This is a genomic window from Halomonas sp. HNIBRBA4712 (genome assembly GCF_043558675.1).
Taxonomy (GTDB): Bacteria; Pseudomonadota; Gammaproteobacteria; order Pseudomonadales; family Halomonadaceae; genus Vreelandella.
The window spans coordinates 37,961-58,811 of the sequence record NZ_JBIFXR010000009.1 but is presented as its reverse complement, the minus strand read 5'-3'; the positions used below and the strand labels follow the sequence as shown (position 1 = coordinate 58,811).

The window sequence follows — 20,851 nt, the reverse complement described above, 5'->3', positions numbered from 1 at the left end:
GCACGTAAGTGTCGTTGGTTGCGATTTTTATAGTGACTGGCGAAGCGTGCGTGTGTTGTTGTGTCGCCTGGAAGCATTCGGCGCTCGTTCATCCCTTGCCGATCAAACGCGGCGGTTCGACCCAAGGAAACCGGGTGTGATAGCGCGCGGCGAATTCATGAATAGCGTCTTCGTGCTGACGCGTCATGTCGATATCGTCCCAACCGTTGAGTAGCTTGGTGCGCCATACCGGGTTGATAGTGAACGCCACGTCGAGATCGCCCAGCCGGATACGCTGCTCGATCAAATCGACCGTCATCGGGGCAGCGTCGCTCAGCGCGGCCAGCAGGCGCTCGGCGTCCTTCTCATCGACCACCGCCGGTAAAAGCCCGTTATTGACCGCGTTGGAGGCGAAAATATCGCCGAAACTCGGCGCGATGACGCAGCGAAAACCGCCGTCGACCAGCGCGTAAACCGCCGCTTCGCGCGATGACCCTGCGCCGAAGTTGCGGCGACTCACCAGCACTTCGGCCTCATCGGCGCCGGGCTGGTTGAGGGGATAGTCAGGTGAGGGCGCGCCGTGGGCATCGCGACGCACGTCGAACAAAAGAAACTGCCCGTAACCGACGCTGCGCGGCTCCTTCATGAAACGCGCGGGGATCAACTGGTCGGTATCCACGTTGGCGTGCGGCAAGCCGACGCCCGTGGTGGTTAAAATCTCGATGGGTTTCATGCGTGCCCCCCGTCGGTGTGAGCGCTTGGCGCCAACGTGCGAATATCGGTCAGCCGCCCCTGGAGGGCGGCAGCGGCGACCATGGCGGGCGACATCAAATGAGTGCGCGCACCCGGTCCCTGACGCCCCTTGAAGTTACGGTTGGTGGTCGAGGCGCAGCGCTCGCCCTGAGGTACCATGTCGCCGTTCATTCCCACGCACATCGAACAGCCCGAATGGCGCCACTCGAGCCCCGCGTCGATGAAGATACGATCAAGCCCTTCGGCTTCAGCTTGGGCTTTCACTTGGGTCGACCCGGGTGAGACGACGCCGGGTACGCGACTTTTATGCCCCTTCAACACGGCCGCGGCGGCGCGAAGATCCTCGATACGCGCATTGGTGCACGAGCCGATGAAAACCCGATCGATGACGATGTCGGTAAGCTTTTGGCCCGGCGTGAGTCCCATATAGTCGAGACTGTCGCGAATCTGGCGCGCTCTGGCCTGATCGTCCGCATCGTCTGGCTCGGGTACGCAGCGGTCGATCGGCAGCGCCTCCTCCGGCGATACGCCCCAGGTTACGGTCGGCACGATCTCGCCGGCGTCGATCACGACTTCGCGATCGAACTCGGCGCCCGGGTCGCTTGCAAGCGTCGCCCAGTAGGCGCAGGCATTATCGAACGCCTCGCCGGTAGGGCTATAGGGGCGGCCCTTGAGGTACTCGAACGTGGTTTGATCCGGGGCGATCATGCCGCAACGCCCGCCCCCTTCGATGGAAAGGTTGCAAAGCGTCAGTCGGGCTTCCATCGACAGCCCGCGAATCGCCTCGCCGGCATACTCGATGGCGTAACCACGAGCGCCGTCCGCGCCCAGTCGTGCAATCCAGGTCAGCGCGATGTCCTTGGCCGTCACGCCCGGCGATAGCTGCCCCTCCAGGGTAATGCGCATCGCTTTCGGTTTGGTCTGCCAGAGGGTTTGCGTAGCCAATACGTGCGCCACTTCCGAGGCACCGATGCCGAAGGCGATGCTGCCAAACGCGCCGTGGGTCGCCGTATGGCTATCGCCGCAGACCATGATCAGCCCGGGTTGGGTCAGTCCCTGCTCCGGGCCCATTACGTGAACGATCCCTTGCCGAGAATCATCGAGCCCGAACAGTGTTACGCCATGGCGGGCGGTATTGTCGGTCAACTGCTCGATCATCGACCGGACCTTGGGATCATCGACTTCATTGAGCGTGCGCGAAAGCGTGGGCACGTAGTGATCGGCGATCCCGAAGGTCAAGGCGGGCTGGGCCACCGGAAGGTGCCGCTCACCCAATTTATTGAAGGCGTGAAAGGAGCCTTCGTGAACGAAGTGGCGATCGATCCATAAAAGGCTTTGACCGCTATCACTGCGGTGCACCTCATGGGCGCACCACACCTTGTCGAAAAGCGTCTGGGGAGTGCTCATCACGTTCGCTGTCCCGGCCTGTGCCATTGAGTGGCACTGATTATTTGATATTTGCGTGATCGGCTAGTCGTTCTGTCTGTCGCGATAGCTTCTTCGTCGAACAGGTCGCCGCTGTCGTTTCCCGCTGTCGTTTCCAATACAACTAGCGCAGTTTCAGATCGCCGGTCAAATGTATTTTATTATTTTTTAAATCTGTATTAAAAATAATACATCCACGTAGCATGATTCAATATCCAAAAGGTCGATCATGTCGGCATACCGCCGACCCGAGGTTCCCAGTAGCGCGAACTGTCGTCGCCGTTTCGCTCGAGATCGATCTGAAAACGGTAGCGGTCGGGGCGATAGAAGGCTTCGAGATGTTCGACCCCCTGGCCCTTTTCATCGAAGACGACACGTGTCAGAGAGATCAGCGGCGAGCCGACCGTCACCTCCAGCGCCTGAGCGAGATCGTGGCTTGCAAGCGTCGCGGAGATGGACTGCGAGGCGTGGTCCACCTTGACGCCGCTGCGCTCGAGCAGCACGAACAGCGGCGTATTGGCCAAATCCGCCTCGCTGTAGTGCAGGGCGATGTTTTCGGGTACGTGAGTGATCAGATAGGAGAACGGGTTGCCGTCGACCAGGCGCACACGTACCGAACGCTGCGCCTTGGTGTTTGGAGCCATGCCGAGGCGTTCGGCGATCGTCTCCGGCGGCGGCGCATAGCCGAACTCCAGCAGTCGCACCTGAGAGGCCTGGCTCATCTTCACCATGTTGGGCATCAGATTCGAGACGTTCGCCGTCATCACCGTGGCGTCCAGCGGCTGCTTGAGTACCACCGTGCCCACACCCGCCTTGCGCTCGACCAGCCCGCTCGCCTGCAGCGCCTTGATGGCGCGGCGCACCGTTACCCGCGATACGCCGTGCTGCTCGGCCAGCCTGTTTTCTCCCGGAAGTTTATCGCCCGCGCAAAGCCGGCCACTGAGAATCGCATCCTTGAGCAGCAGATAGATACGATGCGACTTCGTCCCCCCTACGGCAAAGGTGTGCGACGCACTCATCCTCTTGTTCTCCCCACGTCTACTCACTCCCTATCGTCAAAAATTATAAAGCGTACTTGACGCGCCCCACATAGTAGACATAAAAATGTATCAAATTTAATACATTTAAACGACTCTTTCATTCGTAGCATACGCCGCCAACGAGGCCATTTCCCCATTGATTCCCACGGTGGACAGGCATCACGTAACGGCGATCGAACGCCATGAGGCAAGCCATGAACAATAACTCGAGCGAGCGCCATGACGACGACAAGATGCAGGTACTCGCGTTTCTTGCTGCCATGGAATCGCGTGACCTGACGAACGCCAGGCGTTTTCTCGCCGAGCACGTGACGCTGGAGTTTCCCGGCGCGCCGACCATGACGCGCCTCGAGGAGGTCGTGGCCTGGGCGAGCAGCCGTTACCAGAAAGTGAGCAAGACCCTTCACGGGGTTGATCACTGCGCCACGCCTAAGGGCTCCACCGTGGTCTGCCACGGCGTCCTCGAGGTGATCTGGCAGGATGACACGACGTCCTCAAACGTACGTTTCATCGACCGTTTCGAGCTAAAGGATGGCGCGATCATACGTCAACAAGTCTGGAACGACCTGGCGCTTGCGCGCCCCCATTTTGCCCCTGCGGGCACCCTACCTTCCTGAAGAGAGCCTTATGACACGCCAAGAAACCACTTCCACCGCACCATTTAGCCTTGCACGCCTTTTACAGGACCCTTCGATCGTCGTCGCTCCCGGCGTCTTCGATGCACTCGGTGCTTCGCTTGCCGAGCAGGCCGGCTTCGATACGGTCTACCTGTCCGGCGCCAGCCTCGCCTACACCCAGCTGGGGCGGCCGGACATTGGCCTTTTGAGTATTACCGAAATCTGCACCGCCATGTCACACATTCGCGAGCGCACGAACCTTTCCGTCGTCGTGGATTGCGATACCGGCTTTGGCAACGCCATGAACGTCATGCGGAGCGTACGCCTGCTCGAGCGCGCCGGGGCCAACGCCATTCAGCTCGAGGACCAGACCTACCCCAAGCGCTGCGGTCACCTGCGCGGCAAGACCCTGGTATCGAAAGGTGAAATGGTCGGAAAATTGCATGCAGCGCTGGACGCCCGGCAAAGCGACGACACGCTGATCATCGGGCGCACCGATGCGCTGGGTGTGGAAGGCACCGAAAGCGCCATCGAGCGCGCCCAGGCCTATTTCGAGGCCGGCGTCGACATGCTGTTCATCGAAGGCATCCGCACCGATGAGGATATCGACAAGATCATGTCCCGGTTCAAGGGCAAGGTGCCGATCATGGCCAACATGGTGGAAGGCGGGGACACACCGCTGCAGAACGCCCAGGCACTCGAAGCACTCGGCTTTTCGCTGGTGATCTTTCCGGGGGCGTTGGTGCGCGCGATCACCCATATGGCGAGCCGCTTTTTCGCCACGCTGAAACAGGACGGCACCACCGACGCCTTCCGCGACCGGATGCTCGACTTCAAGGAGCTCAACGACTACCTGGGCACCCAAAAAATGCTCGAACTGGGGCAGCGCTACGAAGAGCGCTGAGGTCAGGCGCCGGGCAGACCCCGTTAAAAAGTGACTTTACAACAACTCATTCAGGAGACAGCAATGCAAACGACGGACAAGACAGCCAAAGAGATCTTTCATGACGTCATGGCCAACCCGCAGCGGGTGCCTTTCGGCTTTGGCAAAAAGGCGGTGCTGGTCAACGTCGACCCGCAGAAGGCGTACACCCGCACGGATCTTTTCAAGACCGCCTACGAGACCGACCCGAAACAGCTCGAGTACACCAATCAGTTGGCCCGCGGCTTTCGCGCCAAGGGTTGGCCTGTGGTCTGGACCCACGTGGCGTTTCTCGACTCCGCCGAAGACGCCGGCGTGTGGGGCACGCGCACCGATACCCCGGATTCGCTGCAGAACATCAAGTACGGCTCCGAACGCGCCGAGTTCGACGAGCGCGCCGAGATCGATCGCTCGCGTGACGTGATCTACACCAAGCGCATGCCGTCTGCGTTTTTCGAAACGCCGCTTCAGTCGCTTCTGGTCTGGCATCAGGTGGATACCGTGATCATCACCGGCGGCTCGACCTCGGGCTGCATCCGCGCCACCGCCGTCGACAGCCTGTCCCGCGGCTATCGCACGATCGTGCCGATGGAGTGCGTGGCCGACAAGCACGAGAGCTACCACTACGCCAACCTGACCGATCTGCACCTGAAATACGCCGACGTGCTGCCCGTCAATGATGTGCTGGCGTGGCTCGAAGGCGAGGCGTAAGGAGCGAGCAATGAAGGAATCCCTGGACGTTTACGACTACTGGGCCTACGACCAGCGCCCGAAAATCACCTGGCCCGGGGGCGCAAAAGTCGCTTTCTGGGTCGCGCCCAACATCGAATATTATGAGCTCGACCCGCCCCAGAACCCGAGCCGCAAACCCTGGCCGCACCCGCACCCGTCGGTACCCGGCTTCAGCATTCGCGACTACGGCAACCGGGTGGGCCACCAGCGCCAGATGCAGCTGCTGGACAAGTACGGCGTGCGCGGGTCGGTGTCGCTGTCGACGGCGCTCTGCGAGCACCATCCGGAGATCATCCAGATGTGCCGCGAGCGCGACTGGGAGTTCTTCAGCCACGGCATCTACAACACGCGCTACACCTACGGCCTGAGCGAGACTCAGGAGCGGGCGATGATCCGCGACAGCATGGAAACCATCCACCGCCACACCGGCCAGGCCTGCGCCGGTTATCTCGCGCCAGCGCTATCGCACTCCGAACATACGCTGGATCTGTTCGCCGAAGTGGGCGAGGAGCTCTTCGGTGACCGCGGCGGGCTCTACACCTGCGATCTTTTCCACGACGACCAGCCTACGCCGGTGCGCGTGCGCTCTGGTAAGCGCTTCATCTCGCTGCCCTACTCCATGGAAATGAACGACACCATCGTCTACGCGGTGAACAAGGTCGAGCCGCGCCAGTACGCCACCATGCTCAAGCGCCACTTCGACCGCCTGTATGAGGAAGGCGCCGAGTCCGGCACGGTAATGTGCATTCCCACCCACAACTACCAAGTGAGCTGCCCGCACCGTATCAAGGCGTTCGAGGAGGCGCTCGAGTACATTACCGGCCATTCCGACGTGTGGGTCGCCACCGGCCGGGAAATCGCCGAGTACTACCGCGCGCACTATTTCGATGCCGCGCTCGAAAGCATCCAGGCCCAGTCCACCACTGCCAGCAGGGAGGGTTGACCCATGGCGCTCAACGACGATTACCTCGACTACCCCCTGCGCCGTTACGGCTACGACCACGACCGCTATGCCTGGTCGATGCTCGACGAACGCGCGCCTATTACCTGGCCTGGCGGCAAGACGCTGGCGGTCTGGATCAACGTGTCGCTGCAGTTCTATCCGCTCAACCAGCGCGGCGAGCCGTTCAAGGTACCCAACGGCATGACCATGCCCTACCCGGATCTGCGCCACTTTTCGCTGCGCGACTACGGCAACCGGGTGGGCATCTATCGGGTGCTCAAGGCCCTCGAGAAGTACGCCATCACGCCGACCTACGCGATCAACGCCCAGCTTGCCGAGCAGACGCCTTATCTGGTCAAGCGCCTGCAGGAACACGGCGGTGAGTTCATCGCCCACGGCTGGAACATGGATCACCTGCACTACGGCGGCCAGCCTGTCGAACAAGAGACGGAGCTGGTCAAACGCTCGGTGGACACTCTTGGCCGCGTGACCGGCCAAACCATTCGCGGCTGGCTCAGCCCGGCCAAGCACCAGAGCTTCAACACGCCGGATCTTTTGACCGACAGCGGCATCGAGTACTGCGCCGACTGGGTCAACGACGAATTGCCCTACGCCTTCGAGACCGCCTCGGGCGCGCTCACCATGATGCCGCTTGCCACCGAGATCGAGGATCAGTTCGTCATGAGCCAGAACCTGCACTCCGAGGATGCCTGGGTCGCGCAGGTCAAGGATGCCTTCGATTTTCTGCTCGAGGAGTCGCGCACGGCGGGCGGGCGACTATTCGCGCTGAACCTGCACCCCTGGCTCGTCGGCCAGCCGCACCGTATCGCCTGTCTCGAAGAAGTGCTGTCCCACATCAGCGGCTGCGAAGAGGTGTGGCAGGCGACGGCAGGCGAGATCGTCGACGCCTTCCAGGCGTCAGCATCAACGGTGGCGCCGGGAACTGACCCGGATAGTCACGAAGGAGGGCGCTGATGGCCGTTCATTCCTATACCCAAGCCGATGAGTTCGATTTCCATCTGCCGCTTATCATCATCGGTGCCGGCGCCTGCGGCCTGGTGGCCGCGCTCAAGGCGCGCGAGGCGGGCATCGAGCTTGCCGTGCTCGAGCGTGATGCGCTCCCCCGCGGCAGTACCGCGATGTCCCAGGGCTTCATTCCCGCCGCCAATACCCGTTTTCAACGAGCGCTGGAGGTGGAAGACACCCCGGCGCTCATGGCCGAAGACATCCAGCGCAAGAACGGCTTTCAGGCCGACCCGGCGATCGTCGAGCTGTTGGCTAGCGAGTCCGGGCCGACGATAGAGTGGCTGGCGGACACCCATGAAGTACCTTTCGAGCTGGTCGAGGGCTTTCTCTACCCCGGCCACCGGCGGCTTCGCATGCACGCCACGCCCCGGCGCACCGGCGAGGAGCTGATGGGAGCACTCCTGAGCGCCGCCGAACGCGCCGGGGTGGATATTCTCATGAAAGCCCGGGTCATCGACTTGTACGTTGACGATCACCAGCGGGTACGCGGCGTGACGATCATACGACCGGATGGAAGCCTCGAGCGCATCGGCTGCGACGCCGTTGTTTTAGCCTGCAACGGCTATGGCGGCAACGCCGCGCTGGTTCAGCGCCATATCCCCTCGCTCAAACAGGCGCTTTACTACGGCCACGAGGGCAACCAGGGCGATGCGCTGCTGTGGGGCGAAGCCATGGGGGCGAGCACGAAGGACCTGGCCGCCTGCCAGGGGCATGGGTCGCTTGCTACCCCGCATCAAATCCTGATCAGTTGGGCACTGATGATGCAGGGCGGTATGCAGGTCAATCTGCTGGGGGAGCGCTTTTCCAACGAACACGGCGGCTACTCCGAGCAGGCCGCCAACGTACTCGCCCAGCCCGAGGGCGTCGCCTGGAATATTTTCGACGGGCGTATTCATGACAACGCCCTCGAGTTCGAGGATTACCGCAACGCCTTCGAGGCGGGCGCAGTGCGCGCCTTCGACACCCTCGACGCGCTGGCCCAGAGCCTTGATATACCGCTCGATGCGCTGGAGGCCACCTTCGACGACATGCATCGCCACGCCCGAGCGCAAACGCCGGATGCGTTTGGCCGCACTTTCGAACCTGCCAACCTGCTCTCGCCGCCCTACTACGCCGTTCGTGTGACCGGGGCGCTCTTTCATACCCAGGGTGGGCTCGAGGTGAATACTCAGGCGCGGGTGATGAATCGCCAGCGCCAGCCTCTGCCCAACATGTTTGCCGCCGGCGGTGCCGCGCGTGGCGTATCCGGCGCCGGCGACAGCGGCTACCTTTCGGGCAACGGGCTCTTGAGCGCCGTGGTGCTGGGCGCCGTCGCCGGGGAAAACGCGGCGGCGCTTTTGGACGCTACCGCAACCGATGCCTGATCCACGGCGTTGATACGATATCCATCAAGGGCTTTGCCTAGCCCTTGATTTCGTGGTTTGCTGCCCGCCCCGACGCCTACCGCGAGAGTTTTCATGTTTCACCTGCTGGTTTCACTGCCCTGTTTGATCGTGATTCTGCGCGTGCTGGCGCCGCTTGGCTGGCCGCGGTGGAGCAAAGTGGCGCTTTCGACGCTGTTGCTGCTCGTTTCCCAGCACCATCTGCTGACTCAGCTCGCCTTCGGCAGCATGTTCTCGCCGGAAGTGCCAAGGCCCATGGTGCTGGTCGTCAATCTGCTGTTCGGGGCGATGATCTTTCTGGCGCTGATGCAGCTTGCGGTGGATGCGGTGACGCTGGGGCTGGCCGTTATCAAGCGGCGAAGGTTGAAGATTCCCGCCGCGCTTCGCTACGCACTGGGGGCATTGGCGTTAGGCATAGCTGCCTTTGCCGTGAACCAGGCGGCCAAAGTGCCACCGCTCAAGGAGGTCGAGATTGCCATCGACGATCTGCCCGAGGCGTTCGAGGGCTACCGAATCGTTCACCTGACCGATCTGCACATCAGCCGGCTGTTCGAGCGGCCCTGGGTAGAGGAGGTGGTGGCGAAAACCAACGCGCTGGAGGCCGACGTCATTCTGATCACCGGCGACTTGATCGACGGTGATCTCGAGGCGCGCCGCGGCGATGTCGCCCCGCTCGCCTCGCTCACTGCGGCAGACGGCGTGTTCGCAAGCCCCGGTAACCACGAGTACTACTTCGGCGCCGGTCAGTGGCTTGCCCACTTTGAGACCCTTGGCATGCAGATACTCGACAACGCCCACGCGGTGATCCAGCGAGATGGCGCCGAGCTAGTGCTGGCCGGCGTCGCGGACGTCTCGGCGGTAGGCGCCGGCTATCCGGGGCCGAACCTGGCGGCGGCGCTTGCAGGTGCGCCGCCAAACGCGCCGTTGATCCTGCTCGATCACCAGCCGCGCAACGCCCGCGCGGCAGCGGCCCAGGGGGTGGATTTGCAGCTTTCCGGCCATACCCACGGCGGCATGATGGTGGGGTTCGATCGGCTCGTAGCGCGGGCCAACGAGGGCTTCGTCTCCGGGGTCTACGAGCTCGGCGCGATGACGCTTTACCTTAGTAGCGGCACCGCGCTGTGGCCGGGCTTCGCGCTGCGCCTGGGCACCGAGCCGGAGCTTACCCTGATCACGCTGCGCGGGCGCTGAGGCGTTACGTCTTATCGGCGTCGCCCGCCTGCGTCGGCTCTTCGACGATCACCAGGTCGAACCGGTCGAGCTTATCGATCTGATAAAGCAGGCCCAAACAGCGCTCTACGCGCGCCGATGCCGGGAGAATGCCCAGCGCAGAAGATCGATCGCCACGATGGCAATGAGACTTCCCCCCATCACCGGCAGCGCGAGTCCCAGCAGCACCAGAATCACGACCAGGCCGAGCTTTGCCACCAGCGGCAGCATGATGAACAGCGCGGTCATGGTCTGGGCCTGATTGACCGTGGTGCTTCTGACGCGCAGCCACCACATGCGATACCCCCACACCACCAGAAACGCCAGGGCACCGGCAAACAGCGCCAGTACCAGCTGGTTGGCCAGCCCGAACAGCACGCCCATGTGCAGATCGATTCCCCAGCGCGTCAGCTTCGCGGCGAGCGGAAAGGTGGTGAAATCGGTTTGATCGAGGATGCGCATGTCGCTCGGGTTCAGGGCGACCTGATCGACCTGAGTCGGCCAGCGGCGGTCGATTTCCGCCACCCGCCAGGCGCGATCGATGCTGACCGGCGGTTCGATCTGGATGCGTTCGGCCATCAGGCCCGCTCCGCGCGCCACCGCCAGCGCCTGGTCGAACCCTTCGCGGCTGGCAGCCCCCGCCACCGGCGCGTGGCTGGTGCCATGTTCGGCATGAGGGTCGGCGTTGGCAGGCTCAGCCGGCACCTCGAGCTGGGTCGAGACGCTGGGCGTGCCCCAGCCCCAGGCGTTACGCAGCTCGGCGATATTGCCCCCGGCCCATTGCGACCAGGTCAGCCCCGTGGCGGAGAAGAACAACAGCCCGACGAGCGCCAGAACGCCCACCGTGGCGTGGTGACGCCGCCGCGCCAGCCGCGGGCTGGCCCCCTTGAGTGCCCGGCGCCGGGCGACCCAGAGCACGAGCCCGAGAAGCGCGATGATCCAAAGCCAGGAGGCCGCCAGCTCGCTGTACAACCGGCCGACATCCCCCAGCAGAAGGTGGCGATGAAAATGGTCGATAGCGGTGCGAAACGGCAGTATGCCGCTGGTTCCATACACCGTCATATCGCCGCGCACCTCGAGGGTGGCCGGGTCGATGAAGATAGCACGGTGCTCCGAAGGCCCGAGTGAGGGGTCGGCGAACATGACCCGCGTGGTGTCGCCCGCTTGCGGGGGCGGGCGCACCGCCGCCGGAAGCCCGGATTGGCCGGAGGCGACCTGCGCCGCCTCGATCTGGCGCGCCAGCGGCTCGCCGGCCTCCTGGGAGCTGGCGGTCAGTGCGTCGCGGTAGAGCCACTCCTCCACCGAGGGCGTCAGCACATAGACGATACCGCTGAGCGCGGCGACGAGAATGAACGGCCCGACCAATAGCCCGATATAAAAATGGATGCGCATGAGCAGCGCAAACAGCACCTTGCCCGTTCGCCCGCGCGCCGAGTTGACTTGTTTTGATTCCATGATCCCCTCTCCCTTACGGCTAAAAACTTACGGTTAAAAAAAGAGCACAGCCGTTATTTAACGAGCCCGATTAGCCCGAAGTTCGACACACATGAGCCGCCTCTTGATGTTTTCGACAGCGTTATAAAAAGCGTCAAAGAGGCATCAATAAACGCTCTGAAAATGGTTTTAAAGCGGCGTATTGACACTTACTTTCCGAAACAGCGGTAACGACATGGAACAAATAAACGGCGGTAACGGTAAAGCGATATCACCGGTGCCAGCACGCTCGGACCGGCGCCGCGACGATAAGCCGCTGCGTCCCTTCACGCCAGGCGGCGAGCCGATGCTAAACTGGCGTTTTCCTGTCACTGGCGGATGCCACCCCGTGCCGATGCTGCGTCTTTGCCCCTCACGCTCGCTGCGCTACCGTTGGACGCTGGCGTTTGCGTACCTGGCGATGACACTGCTGTTCGTGGGCCCGCTGATCTCGCAGTTTCAGGCCGGTGATCACGGCCATGGTCAGCACCATGCGCGCCAGCATCATCACGCGTCCGATCATCACGCTGATCAACAGATCCACGCTCACCATGATCACGCGGCGGCGCATCACGAGATGGCTGAGCATCGCCACGCCGACGGCGCCGAAGATCTTTCGCACTGGCACGTGCTGTGCGGCTACTGCGAGCTCTGGCAGCACACGCCGACGCTGTTTCTCAGCCTTCCGGTCATTGCCCGGGAGGCGGTCGCTGCTCGCTCAGGCCGCTTTATCGCACCCGCGATCAAAGCGCCTCGTCTGCTCAACTACCCTCACGCCCTGACCCGTGGGCCGCCCGCACTTACTCGACCGATGCTTTCGAAAAACCTGGATAACGCTCTGGAGTTTAAAGCGTTATTCGAGAAAACCAAGAGGGTCTTTTAACTTTTAAACGAGCATAAAAGACTCGGCTTTAGTGCGCTTTAAACTCGGCATAAAAGAACGCTTTTATATCGTCACAGCGTTAAAATCGCCTCTACCTTTAACGTTTACTTGCTTTTGTTGCATAAAAAAAACCGCACCTCGAAAGATGCGGCTATCGCGCCATACTTCCAGTTACGGCTTAGCCGAACGCTTTTTCCAGTACAAAACGCGGCTGGGTTTGGCCCTTGAGCGTGACGCTTTCGCTGAACATGGCAAGCGGCCGGACCCAGAGCCCATACTCGCCGTAGAGCGCGCGGTAGACCACCAGCGGCTCCTCGGTTTCGCTGTGATGGGCGGTGCCGGTGACTTCGTAAAGCGCACCTTTATAGTGGCGGTAGATGCCGGGAACGGGTGGGGTCATGGGGCTCCTTGTCGAGTCGCGTCAGGGTTGAAAGAGAAGGTGTCGATGCTCTGCTGGATGCTCGCCTCGACCAGCTCGATCAAGCGCTGCGTGACCGGGGCGATGGTCGCTTCGACGTTCTTCTCCAGCGGCAGGATAACCTGAAAGGTGTAGTCGATGTCGAAGCTCAAGGGGCGCACCTCGACCGCGTAGCGGAGCGCATCGAAGGCGGAGACGCTGTTGAGAATGGCAAGGCCGGTGCCGTTGGCCACCAGCCGGGTAGCCATTTCCCCCAGCGAGACGGTCCATATCTTGCGCGGCGTGACGCTGTGCTCGGTGAGGGCTTGGGTGATGAGCCGCCGGGTTTGCTCGTCGGGCTCGCCGCACACCAGGGTTTCGTCCTGTAGATCATGAAGGTCGATCACGCGCTTGGCGCAGAGCGGATGGCCGGCGGGCAGCAGGCAGACTCCGGGCAGGCGGTAGTGGCGGCTCTGGTAGCGCGGGTCCGGGCGCGTGTCGGTGGTGATACCGACGTCGAAGCGCTGGGCGATCATGTCCTCAGGAATCTGCTGGGAGCGAAACGAGTAGAGGCTGATCTCGAGCTCGGGAAACTGCTCGGCCAGAGCAGCAGAGACCGCCGGGAACACCGCCATCGCAAAGGAGGGCATGCTGACGATGCGCAGCTGACCGGCGGCGCGGTGCTTGAGCCGCTCGGCGAACTGGCGCAGGTGGTTCAGGCCCAGGTGAACCCGCTCCACCTCATCATAAAAGAGCGTGCCGCGTCGGGTGGGGATCAACCGATTGTGGTGGCGCTCGAACAGCGCAAAGCCCAACCGGGTTTCGAGCTGCTTGATCATGCGGCTGATAGCGGGCTGGGAGACCAGCATCCGGTTGGCTGCCTCGGTGGCGCTGCTGGTTTTCATGATCCACATAAAGGCTTCGATCTGGGCGTCGGTGAAGCCGCGATGGGCCATAACATTTACTCATGGAGTGATAGTGACAAGTCACTATAAACCGCGCGAAGCGCCGGTATAAAGTTTCTGGTGGCCTAAAAAGCGCCATGGCGCTTTCAGTAACGACTCAGCCATTACAAAATAGAATTCAGGAAACTTTCCTCATGATAGATGCCATCATCGCCAATAACGACGAATTCACCCGCTGGCGCCAGGATATTCACCGCCACCCGGAGCTGGGCTTCGAAGAGCAGCGAACCGCCCAGCTGGTGGTGGACAAACTCACCGCCTGGGGCTTCGATGAAGTCCACACCGGCATCGGCGGCACCGGCGTGGTCGGGGTGCTGCGCGGAAGCAAGCCCGGCACACGCACCATCGGCCTGCGCGCGGACATGGACGCGCTGGCGATGACCGAGCAGAACACCTTCGATTACGCCTCCCAAACCGAAGGCCGAATGCACGGCTGCGGCCACGACGGCCACACCACCATGCTACTGGCGGCGGCCTGGTACTTGGCCGAGCACCGGGATTTCGCCGGCACCGTGCACTTCATCTTCCAGCCAGCGGAAGAGGGGCTGGCCGGCGCCCAGGTGATGATCGACGCCGGTCTGTTCGAGCGCTTCCCCTGCGATCGGGTCTACGGGCTTCACAACATGCCGGGCATTCCCGCCGGCGAGCTGTGGGTGCGCAACGGCGCCCTGCTGGCGGGCTCGGATCGTTTCGTTATCGACATCCAGGCCAAGGGGGGCCACGCCGCCATGCCCCAACACACCGTCGATCCGATGCCGGTAGTCGCCTCCATTATCAGTAGCGCCCAGACCGTCGTCAGCCGCAACACCTCGCCGCTCGATTCCGCGGTGCTGTCGTTCACCGACCTGCACGCGGGCTCCGGCACGTTCAATGTCATCCCCAATGATGCCCGCATGATGGGGTGCGTTCGCACCTTCGACGAAGGCGTTCGCGAGCACGCGCTGGCGCGCTTCAGGACGCTGGTGGAAAGCAGCGCCGAGGCCTACGGTGCCCGCGCCACGCTGACCATTCGCCCCGGCAGCTATCCGGCCACAGTCAACGATTCGGATGCCTTTGAGCTTGCCTGCGACGTGGCCAAGGGGCTGGTCGGCGAGGAGAAGGTCAACACCGACTGCCAGCCGCTCTCCGGCAGCGAGGACTTCTCGTTCATGCTGCGCGCCGTGCCGGGCTGCTACCTGTTTTTGGGTAACGGCCTCGAAGGCGAGAAAGGCGGCGTAAGCGTTCACAATCCACAGTACGACTTCAACGACGCGATCATCCCCACCGGGGCGTCCTTCTTCGTTGCCATGGTGCAACGCGAACTCGCACCGCGCTGAGCGCCGACGACCTTTCGGGAGATGACAATGAAAGAGACCTCCGATTCGCGCGCCGGCAACGGCGGCGTGATGCACCACGTCGCGCGTCTGGCGGATGCGCTGCCCCACCCCTTCATCATGTTCTTCGCGCTGTTTGTGGTGACGCTGGGCTTTTCGGCGCTGATGAGCGTGTGGCTCGATCCGGTCGTCGATCCGGCGACCCAGGAGCTGATCCAGGTGCGTTCGCTGTTGAGCTGGGACGGCCTGCGCTTCATGCTGACCGGCGCGGTGACCAACTTCACGAGCTTTCGCCCGCTGGGCCTGGTGCTGGTGATGGTGCTGGCCCTTGGCCTGATTCAGAAAACGGGCCTAGCGGACGCGGCGATCAAGCGCATGCTCAGCGGCGTGTCGCCGCGCTTCATTACCCCAGCGGTGATCTTCACCTCGATCATCGGCAACCTGGTCTCGGATGCGGCGGTATTTCTCATTCCGCCGTTGGCCGCGATCATGTTCAAGACCGTAGGACGCAACCCGGTGGCGGGCATCATCGTGGCGTTCGTCTCGATCTTTGCCGGTTTCAGCGCCAACTTCTTCATCGCTGGCACCGACCTTCTGCTCTCGGGCATCTCGACCGAAGTGGTGCAGAGCGTGCGCCCGGGCTATGAAGTGAGCGTGGTGGCGAACTGGTTCTTCATGTGCGCCTCGGTGCCCCTGATCACCCTGATCATCACGGTGATGAACGACCGCTACACCGAGCCGATGCTCGAACGCTTTCGCCCGCAAGCCGATAGCGACGCCCCGCAGCAGAGCACCGAGCTGAGTGCGACCGAGCGCCGGGCGCTGCGTTACACCGGTATCGCGGCGCTGGCCTATGTGACGGCGGTGCTGGTGTTGATCCTGCCGGAAGGCTCCGGGCTTAGAAACGCCGAGGGCGGCCTTCTGCCTTCGCCCTTCATGAGCGGGCTGGTGCCAGTCATCGTGCTCTTTTTCAGCCTGTGCGGCATCGTTTACGGGGTGACGGTGGGCAAGATCACCAGGCCTAGCCACGTGCCCCAACTGATGGAAGAGGCGATGCGCGACATGTGCGGCTTCATCGTGATCGTGTTCATGGTGGCCCAGTTCATCGCCATCTTTAACTGGTCGAACCTGGCGATCGTCACCGCGGTCAACGGCGCCGACTGGCTCTTGAGCGTCAACATGCCCTCGATGCTCGTGATTCTGGGCTTCATTTTGCTGGCGGCGGTGGTGAACCTGTTCTTCTACAGCGGCTCGGCCCAGTGGGCGCTCATGGCGCCGATCTTCATGCCGATGCTGATGCTGTTGGGTCTCGAGCCCGAGGCGATCCAGGCGGCCTATCGCATCGCGGACTCCGCCACCAACCCGATCTCGCCAATCAACCCCTACCTGCCCTTGATCCTGGCGGTAATCCACACCTATAACCGCTCGTTCACCCTGGGCCACCTGCTGACCACGGCCATGCCCTACTCGCTGGCAATTCTGAGTGGCTGGACGCTGCTTTATTTTATCTGGTACGCCGTTGGACTACCCTTCGGTCTTTAAGCCGTCAGGCTCATAAGGCTCACGCACGGCGCCACCTTCGGGTGGCGCTTTGCGTTCACGCCTCGCTCTGGGCGGCGTTTCTGGCCAGCCGCTCGAGCACTTTAGAGGCGGCGACGAAACCGAAGGTGCCGGTGACGAAGGTGGCCGCGCCAAAGCCCGAGGCGCAGTCGAGCCTTGTGGCGTCGCCGCGGCCCGGTTTTTGCAGGCACACCTCGCCGTCGGCGCCCGGGTAGACGAGCTGTTCGTCGGAGTAGACGCAGGCCACCGAGAAGCGCCGCTTGGGGTTGCGCGAGAAGCCGTAGTCGCGGCGCAGCCGCGAGCGCACTTTGGCCAGCAGTGGGTCGTGCTCGGTGCGGGTCAGATCCGCCACTTGAATGCGAGTCGGATCGGTCTGCCCGCCCGCCGCGCCGGTCACGATGATCGGAAGCTTTTGGCGCTTGCACCAGCTGATCAGCGCGGCCTTGGCGATCACGCTGTCGATGGCGTCGACCACGTAGTCGGCGCTCTGTGGAATGCGATCACTGAGATTCGTCGGCGTAACGAAGGCGGCGTCGGCGACGATCTCGATGCCTGGGTTGATCAACCGGCAGCGTTCGGCGAGCACCTCGACCTTGGGCTTACCGATGGTGCCATCGAGGGCGTGCAGCTGGCGGTTGACGTTGGAAACGCAGACGTCGTCGAGATCGATCAAGGTGAGCCTGCCTATGCCAGAGCGCGCCAGCGCCTCCGCCGCCCAGCTGCCCACGCCGCCCACGCCGACCACCACCACATGGGCCTGGCGAAAGGCTGCCGCCGCGCGCTGGCCGTATAGGCGGCGGATGCCGCCAAAGCGAAAGTCGTAGTCGCTGGAAGCGTCGATTGACATGGGAACTCTCTCTCTAAAAAACGGGCTCTGGAAAACGGACGCGTTATAAGGGGGCGCGAGCGTCACGCGGGAAGCGGCGCATCGGCGCGCGTCACCCGGTCGCGCGGCAGATGCCCCGCCCAGCCGAGCCGATCGAAAAGCGCCGCCATGGCGGGCTCCAGCGCGCACTCGAGCTGCAGGTGCCCAGGACCTGCCGGATGGTCGAAGCAAAGCCGTGTGGCGGCGAGCAGCAGGCCGGGCGTACCGAGCTGCTCGGCGAAAAAGCGGTTATGCACGCTCTTGCCGTGCTTGGCGTCGCCGATGATTGGGTAGCCGCGCCGGGAAAGATGGCGGCGAATCTGGTGGCGGCGCCCGGTGTGCGGGCGCGCCTGCACCAGCGAATAGCGCGCTACCGGGTAGCGGTCGACCTGCACCGGCAGCTCGACGCTATCGAGCCGCCGGACGCAGGTGCGCGCCTCGAGCGCGGGCATCTCGGCCTTGGGCCGGCGGCCATCCTCCTCGCGCAGCGGGTAGTCGAGCGTCTCCCGCGCCGGCGCTTTACCGCGCACCACCGCTAGATACTGCTTTTCCACCGCGCGCTCGTTGAACGCTAGACTCAAGCGCGAGGCGGTCTCAGGGTCGAGCGCCAGCACCATCACCCCGGCGGTGGGCCGGTCGAGGCGGTGCACCGGGTAAACGTGACGATCGATCTGATCGCGCAGCGTCTGAAGTAAAAAAGTGGTCTCCCCACGGGCGAGCTTGGAGCGATGAACCAGAAGCCCCGCCGGCTTGTGCACCGCCACCAGATACTCGTCCTGATACAGAATGCGTAGCGCCGCCATGCCACCCCCGCAAAAAATGGCGCTATTGTCGCGGCTTCACCGGCGCTTGTCATCCGTTCCCTGCGCGCACGCGATCACATTGGCACCCTTTACGCTGAGCAGCTACCTTGTAAACACCCTTCAGGGATTCCACGGAACAGGAAAGGAGAACGAAACATGCGTTTAGCCACTCCCTTGACCGGCATTGCCGCGGCCGTACTGCTGGCCACCACCGCCCACGCCCAGAGCAACGACACAGAGGCAACGACCGACGGCGGCACGCTGGAAGTCAACATGCACGAAGTCACCGCTGATGGCGTACAAGAAGCGCTGGGCACGGTCACCATTGAGTCATCGGAATTTGGTGGCGTCATGCTCACGCCCTCCATTACCGATCTTGAGCCCGGCGTGTATGGCTTCCACCTGCACCAGAACCCGAGCTGCGAGCCCGCTGAAAATGATGACGGCGAAATGACGGCAGCCCAAGCGGCTGGCGGTCACTATGACCCGGAAGGCACCGACACCCACCAGGGCCCCTACGGCGACGGCCATCTGGGTGACCTACCGGTGCTGACCGTCAACGAAGATGGTGAAGCCAACCTGCCAGTACTGGCGCCGCGTTTGAGCATGGAGGATATGACCGACCGCGCCCTGATCATCCATGAAGGCGGCGATACCTACTCCGACGAGCCGCACCTGGGCGGCGGCGGCGCACGTATGCTGTGCGGCGTTACGCCAGACTCCACTTCGTAACCGCCTACGCTCGAACGCATCAGCGTTTACCCAACGGGCAGCCCAGCGGCTGCCCGTTTTGCCGTGTGAGGCCCCAGAAAGCTCCGTCCATATTGCCAAAGGGAAACTAAAGTCGTAGAGAGAATTCAGGAGTGACCCGGTACATTCAGCGGGTTAATCCGCGCGGACGGCTTTTGAGCCTGGCCGCGCTCCTGCACCGCCACCGACCACCGGGTACTCCCAATGATCACGTTTATCGCTTCGATACTGCTGCTGATAGTAGGGTATTTCACCTACGGCAAGTTCGTTGACCGGGTGTTCGTCGCTGACCGCAAGCGTCCTACACCGGCCTACAGCATGCGCGACAACATCGACTACGTGCCGATGAACCCGACGCGCAACTCATTGATTCAGCTTCTCAACATCGCCGGTGTCGGCCCCATTTTCGGTCCCATTCTGGGCGCACTCTACGGCCCGGTCGCGTTCGTGTGGATCGTGATCGGCTGCATCTTCGCCGGCGCCGTACACGACTACCTGACCGGCATGATCTCGATTCGCAACCACGGCGCCCACCTGCCGCAGCTGGCGGGCAAGTTTCTGGGTAAGGCGATGAAGCACGTGGTCAACGGCTTCGCGCTGCTTCTGCTGCTATTGGTGGGCACGGTGTTCGTCACCTCGCCGGCGACGCTTCTGGCCAACATGACCTCGATGTCGCTGGTACTGATTACGCTTGCGATCTTCGCTTACTACCTGATCGCCACGCTGCTACCGATCGATAAGGTGATCGGGCGCATCTACCCCTACTTCGGCGCCCTGCTGCTGTTCAGCGCCGCCGGCATCGGTATTGGCCTGGTGGTCACCGGCGCGCCAATTCCTGAGCTATCGTTTGAGAACATGCACCCGGACGGCGCGCCGATCTTCCCGCTGCTGTTTCTGACCATCTCCTGCGGCGCGCTTTCCGGCTTTCACGCTACCCAAACGCCGATCATCTCGCGCACCACGGAGAACGAGTCCAGCGGCCGGCGCATTTTCTACGGCATGATGATCACCGAAGGCGTGATCGCGATGATCTGGGCCGCTGCGGCCATGAGCCTGTTCTACGGCGACCAGTCGCTGTCTGACGTGCTGGCCGCCGGTGGCCCCGCCGCGGTAGTGAGCGAAGTCTCCGTGACCATGCTGGGCGCGGTCGGCGGCACCCTCGCCATCCTTGGCGTGATCGTTTTACCGATCACCTCCGGCGACACCGCGTTTCGCAGTGCGCGGATGATCATCGCCGACTACCTGAAGATCGCGCAAAAGCCGATCGCCAAGCGCCTGATGATCGCCCTGCCGCTGTTCGTGATGTCCTACGCGCTGACCTACATGGACTTTACGCTCTTGTGGCGCTACTTCTCCTGGGCCAACCAGACCACCGCGGTCATCGCGCTGTGGGTAGGCACCATGTATCTTGTGCTGTCGCGCAAACCCTACCTGATCACGGCGATTCCGGCGGTGTTCATGACCATGGCGACCTTCACCTATCTCGCCTTCGCGCCCATTGGCTTCGGCCTGCCGCTGCAAATGAGCTACGTGGTGGCGGCACTCGGCACACTGGTGTGCATCGCGCTGTTCATGAAGCGGGTGCGCCGCCTGAGCCGCGCCACCTTTACCGTCGACGAGCCGGTACCTGAATCGAGCCACGGCTTTGCCGGATACGCCGGCGAGCGGTAAGTCGTAAAGTCTTTGCCCGGCCATCGCGCCGGGCAGTTTTTCTTCCCGCCTTTTAAGCCTGCTTTTTTAGCGTCAACGGCTGCCGCTATCGTTTTCTTGCTCTGTTTTCCCTTCTTTATATTCACGCAATAGCGTTTGCCAAG

At 62.6% G+C, this 20,851-nt stretch carries 20 protein-coding genes; 12 read left to right on the top strand and 8 right to left on the bottom strand.

Annotation, left to right across the window (positions count from 1 at the left end; genetic code table 11):
* Window positions 1-88: 88 nt before the first annotated feature.
* The 3 genes from leuD to ACGK9R_RS15510 all read right to left on the bottom strand — a co-directional run bounded on the left by leuD (window position 89) and on the right by ACGK9R_RS15510 (window position 3,176).
* Entirely contained in the window at window positions 89-712 is a 624-nt protein-coding gene (gene leuD, locus ACGK9R_RS15520; RefSeq protein WP_394582932.1) for a 3-isopropylmalate dehydratase small subunit, read from the bottom strand.
* On the bottom strand, window positions 709-2,139 hold the full coding sequence (gene leuC / locus ACGK9R_RS15515) for a 3-isopropylmalate dehydratase large subunit (protein ID WP_394582930.1): 1,431 nt from the start codon (window positions 2,137-2,139) through the stop codon (window positions 709-711). Before leuC ends, leuD begins: the two co-directional genes overlap by 4 nt.
* A 245-nt stretch (window positions 2,140-2,384) precedes the next feature.
* The gene (locus ACGK9R_RS15510; RefSeq protein ID WP_394582927.1) at window positions 2,385-3,176 is read right to left on the bottom strand and encodes a GntR family transcriptional regulator; all 792 of its coding nucleotides are present in this window, start codon (window positions 3,174-3,176) and stop codon (window positions 2,385-2,387) included.
* 215 nt (window positions 3,177-3,391) lie between these two features.
* Here ACGK9R_RS15510 and ACGK9R_RS15505 point away from each other — a divergent pair, with 215 nt between their 5' ends.
* From ACGK9R_RS15505 to ACGK9R_RS15475, 7 genes are all read left to right on the top strand, one after another.
* Complete coding sequence (locus tag ACGK9R_RS15505) at window positions 3,392-3,814, top strand: nuclear transport factor 2 family protein (RefSeq protein ID WP_394582925.1); 423 nt, start codon at window positions 3,392-3,394, stop codon at window positions 3,812-3,814.
* Between the two features lie 10 nt (window positions 3,815-3,824).
* Window positions 3,825-4,718 carry an oxaloacetate decarboxylase gene (locus ACGK9R_RS15500; protein WP_394582923.1) on the top strand — a complete coding sequence of 298 codons (894 nt, stop codon included), beginning with the start codon at window positions 3,825-3,827 and terminating at the stop codon, window positions 4,716-4,718.
* A gap of 63 nt (window positions 4,719-4,781) precedes the next feature.
* A complete protein-coding gene (locus ACGK9R_RS15495; protein WP_394582921.1) occupies window positions 4,782-5,447 on the top strand; it encodes an isochorismatase family protein in 666 nt (221 codons plus the stop codon).
* A 10-nt stretch (window positions 5,448-5,457) separates the two neighbouring features.
* Window positions 5,458-6,411 carry a polysaccharide deacetylase family protein gene (locus ACGK9R_RS15490; RefSeq protein ID WP_394582919.1) on the top strand — a complete coding sequence of 318 codons (954 nt, stop codon included), beginning with the start codon at window positions 5,458-5,460 and terminating at the stop codon, window positions 6,409-6,411.
* Window positions 6,412-6,414: 3 nt separating this feature from the next.
* The gene (locus ACGK9R_RS15485) at window positions 6,415-7,386 is read left to right on the top strand and encodes a polysaccharide deacetylase family protein (RefSeq protein ID WP_394582917.1); all 972 of its coding nucleotides are present in this window, start codon (window positions 6,415-6,417) and stop codon (window positions 7,384-7,386) included.
* Window positions 7,386-8,801: an FAD-dependent oxidoreductase gene (locus ACGK9R_RS15480; protein ID WP_394582915.1), complete on the top strand. Its 1,416-nt coding sequence runs from the start codon at window positions 7,386-7,388 to the stop codon at window positions 8,799-8,801. The genes ACGK9R_RS15485 and ACGK9R_RS15480 overlap by 1 nt, the downstream gene beginning before the upstream one ends.
* 93 nt (window positions 8,802-8,894) lie before the next feature.
* Entirely contained in the window at window positions 8,895-10,010 is a 1,116-nt protein-coding gene (locus tag ACGK9R_RS15475) for a metallophosphoesterase (RefSeq protein ID WP_394582913.1), read from the top strand.
* Window positions 10,011-10,115: 105 nt separating this feature from the next.
* Here ACGK9R_RS15475 and ACGK9R_RS15470 read toward each other — a convergent pair whose 3' ends face one another.
* Window positions 10,116-11,483 carry a PepSY-associated TM helix domain-containing protein gene (locus ACGK9R_RS15470; RefSeq protein ID WP_394582911.1) on the bottom strand — a complete coding sequence of 456 codons (1,368 nt, stop codon included), beginning with the start codon at window positions 11,481-11,483 and terminating at the stop codon, window positions 10,116-10,118.
* A gap of 214 nt (window positions 11,484-11,697) precedes the next feature.
* Between ACGK9R_RS15470 and ACGK9R_RS15465 the strand changes: the two genes are divergently transcribed.
* Window positions 11,698-12,384 carry a DUF2946 domain-containing protein gene (locus ACGK9R_RS15465; protein WP_394582909.1) on the top strand — a complete coding sequence of 229 codons (687 nt, stop codon included), beginning with the start codon at window positions 11,698-11,700 and terminating at the stop codon, window positions 12,382-12,384.
* Between the two features lie 178 nt (window positions 12,385-12,562).
* On the opposite strand, the gene ACGK9R_RS15460 is transcribed toward ACGK9R_RS15465, so the two are convergent.
* Window positions 12,563-12,784: a DUF1653 domain-containing protein gene (locus tag ACGK9R_RS15460; protein WP_394582907.1), complete on the bottom strand. Its 222-nt coding sequence runs from the start codon at window positions 12,782-12,784 to the stop codon at window positions 12,563-12,565.
* Window positions 12,781-13,737 carry a LysR substrate-binding domain-containing protein gene (locus tag ACGK9R_RS15455; RefSeq protein ID WP_394582905.1) on the bottom strand — a complete coding sequence of 319 codons (957 nt, stop codon included), beginning with the start codon at window positions 13,735-13,737 and terminating at the stop codon, window positions 12,781-12,783. The genes ACGK9R_RS15460 and ACGK9R_RS15455 overlap by 4 nt, the downstream gene beginning before the upstream one ends.
* A 143-nt stretch (window positions 13,738-13,880) precedes the next feature.
* Here ACGK9R_RS15455 and ACGK9R_RS15450 point away from each other — a divergent pair, with 143 nt between their 5' ends.
* Together ACGK9R_RS15450 and ACGK9R_RS15445 are read left to right on the top strand one after the other, a co-directional pair.
* Entirely contained in the window at window positions 13,881-15,062 is a 1,182-nt protein-coding gene (locus ACGK9R_RS15450; RefSeq protein ID WP_394582903.1) for a M20 aminoacylase family protein, read from the top strand.
* A gap of 27 nt (window positions 15,063-15,089) precedes the next feature.
* Complete coding sequence (locus ACGK9R_RS15445; RefSeq protein ID WP_394582901.1) at window positions 15,090-16,601, top strand: AbgT family transporter; 1,512 nt, start codon at window positions 15,090-15,092, stop codon at window positions 16,599-16,601.
* A 55-nt stretch (window positions 16,602-16,656) separates the two neighbouring features.
* Here ACGK9R_RS15445 and tcdA read toward each other — a convergent pair whose 3' ends face one another.
* Both tcdA and ACGK9R_RS15435 read right to left on the bottom strand, forming a co-directional pair.
* The gene (tcdA, locus tag ACGK9R_RS15440; RefSeq protein ID WP_394582898.1) at window positions 16,657-17,466 is read right to left on the bottom strand and encodes a tRNA cyclic N6-threonylcarbamoyladenosine(37) synthase TcdA; all 810 of its coding nucleotides are present in this window, start codon (window positions 17,464-17,466) and stop codon (window positions 16,657-16,659) included.
* A 62-nt stretch (window positions 17,467-17,528) separates the two neighbouring features.
* A complete protein-coding gene (locus ACGK9R_RS15435) occupies window positions 17,529-18,287 on the bottom strand; it encodes a pseudouridine synthase (RefSeq protein ID WP_394582895.1) in 759 nt (252 codons plus the stop codon).
* A 156-nt stretch (window positions 18,288-18,443) separates the two neighbouring features.
* On the opposite strand from ACGK9R_RS15435, the gene sodC reads away from it, so the two are divergent.
* Both sodC and ACGK9R_RS15425 read left to right on the top strand, forming a co-directional pair.
* Window positions 18,444-19,019 carry a superoxide dismutase [Cu-Zn] SodC gene (sodC, locus tag ACGK9R_RS15430; protein WP_394582892.1) on the top strand — a complete coding sequence of 192 codons (576 nt, stop codon included), beginning with the start codon at window positions 18,444-18,446 and terminating at the stop codon, window positions 19,017-19,019.
* 222 nt (window positions 19,020-19,241) lie between these two features.
* Window positions 19,242-20,708 (top strand): carbon starvation protein A, encoded by a 1,467-nt coding sequence (locus tag ACGK9R_RS15425; protein ID WP_394582889.1) that lies wholly within the window; start codon window positions 19,242-19,244, stop codon window positions 20,706-20,708.
* The last annotated feature ends 143 nt before the right edge of the window (window positions 20,709-20,851 follow it).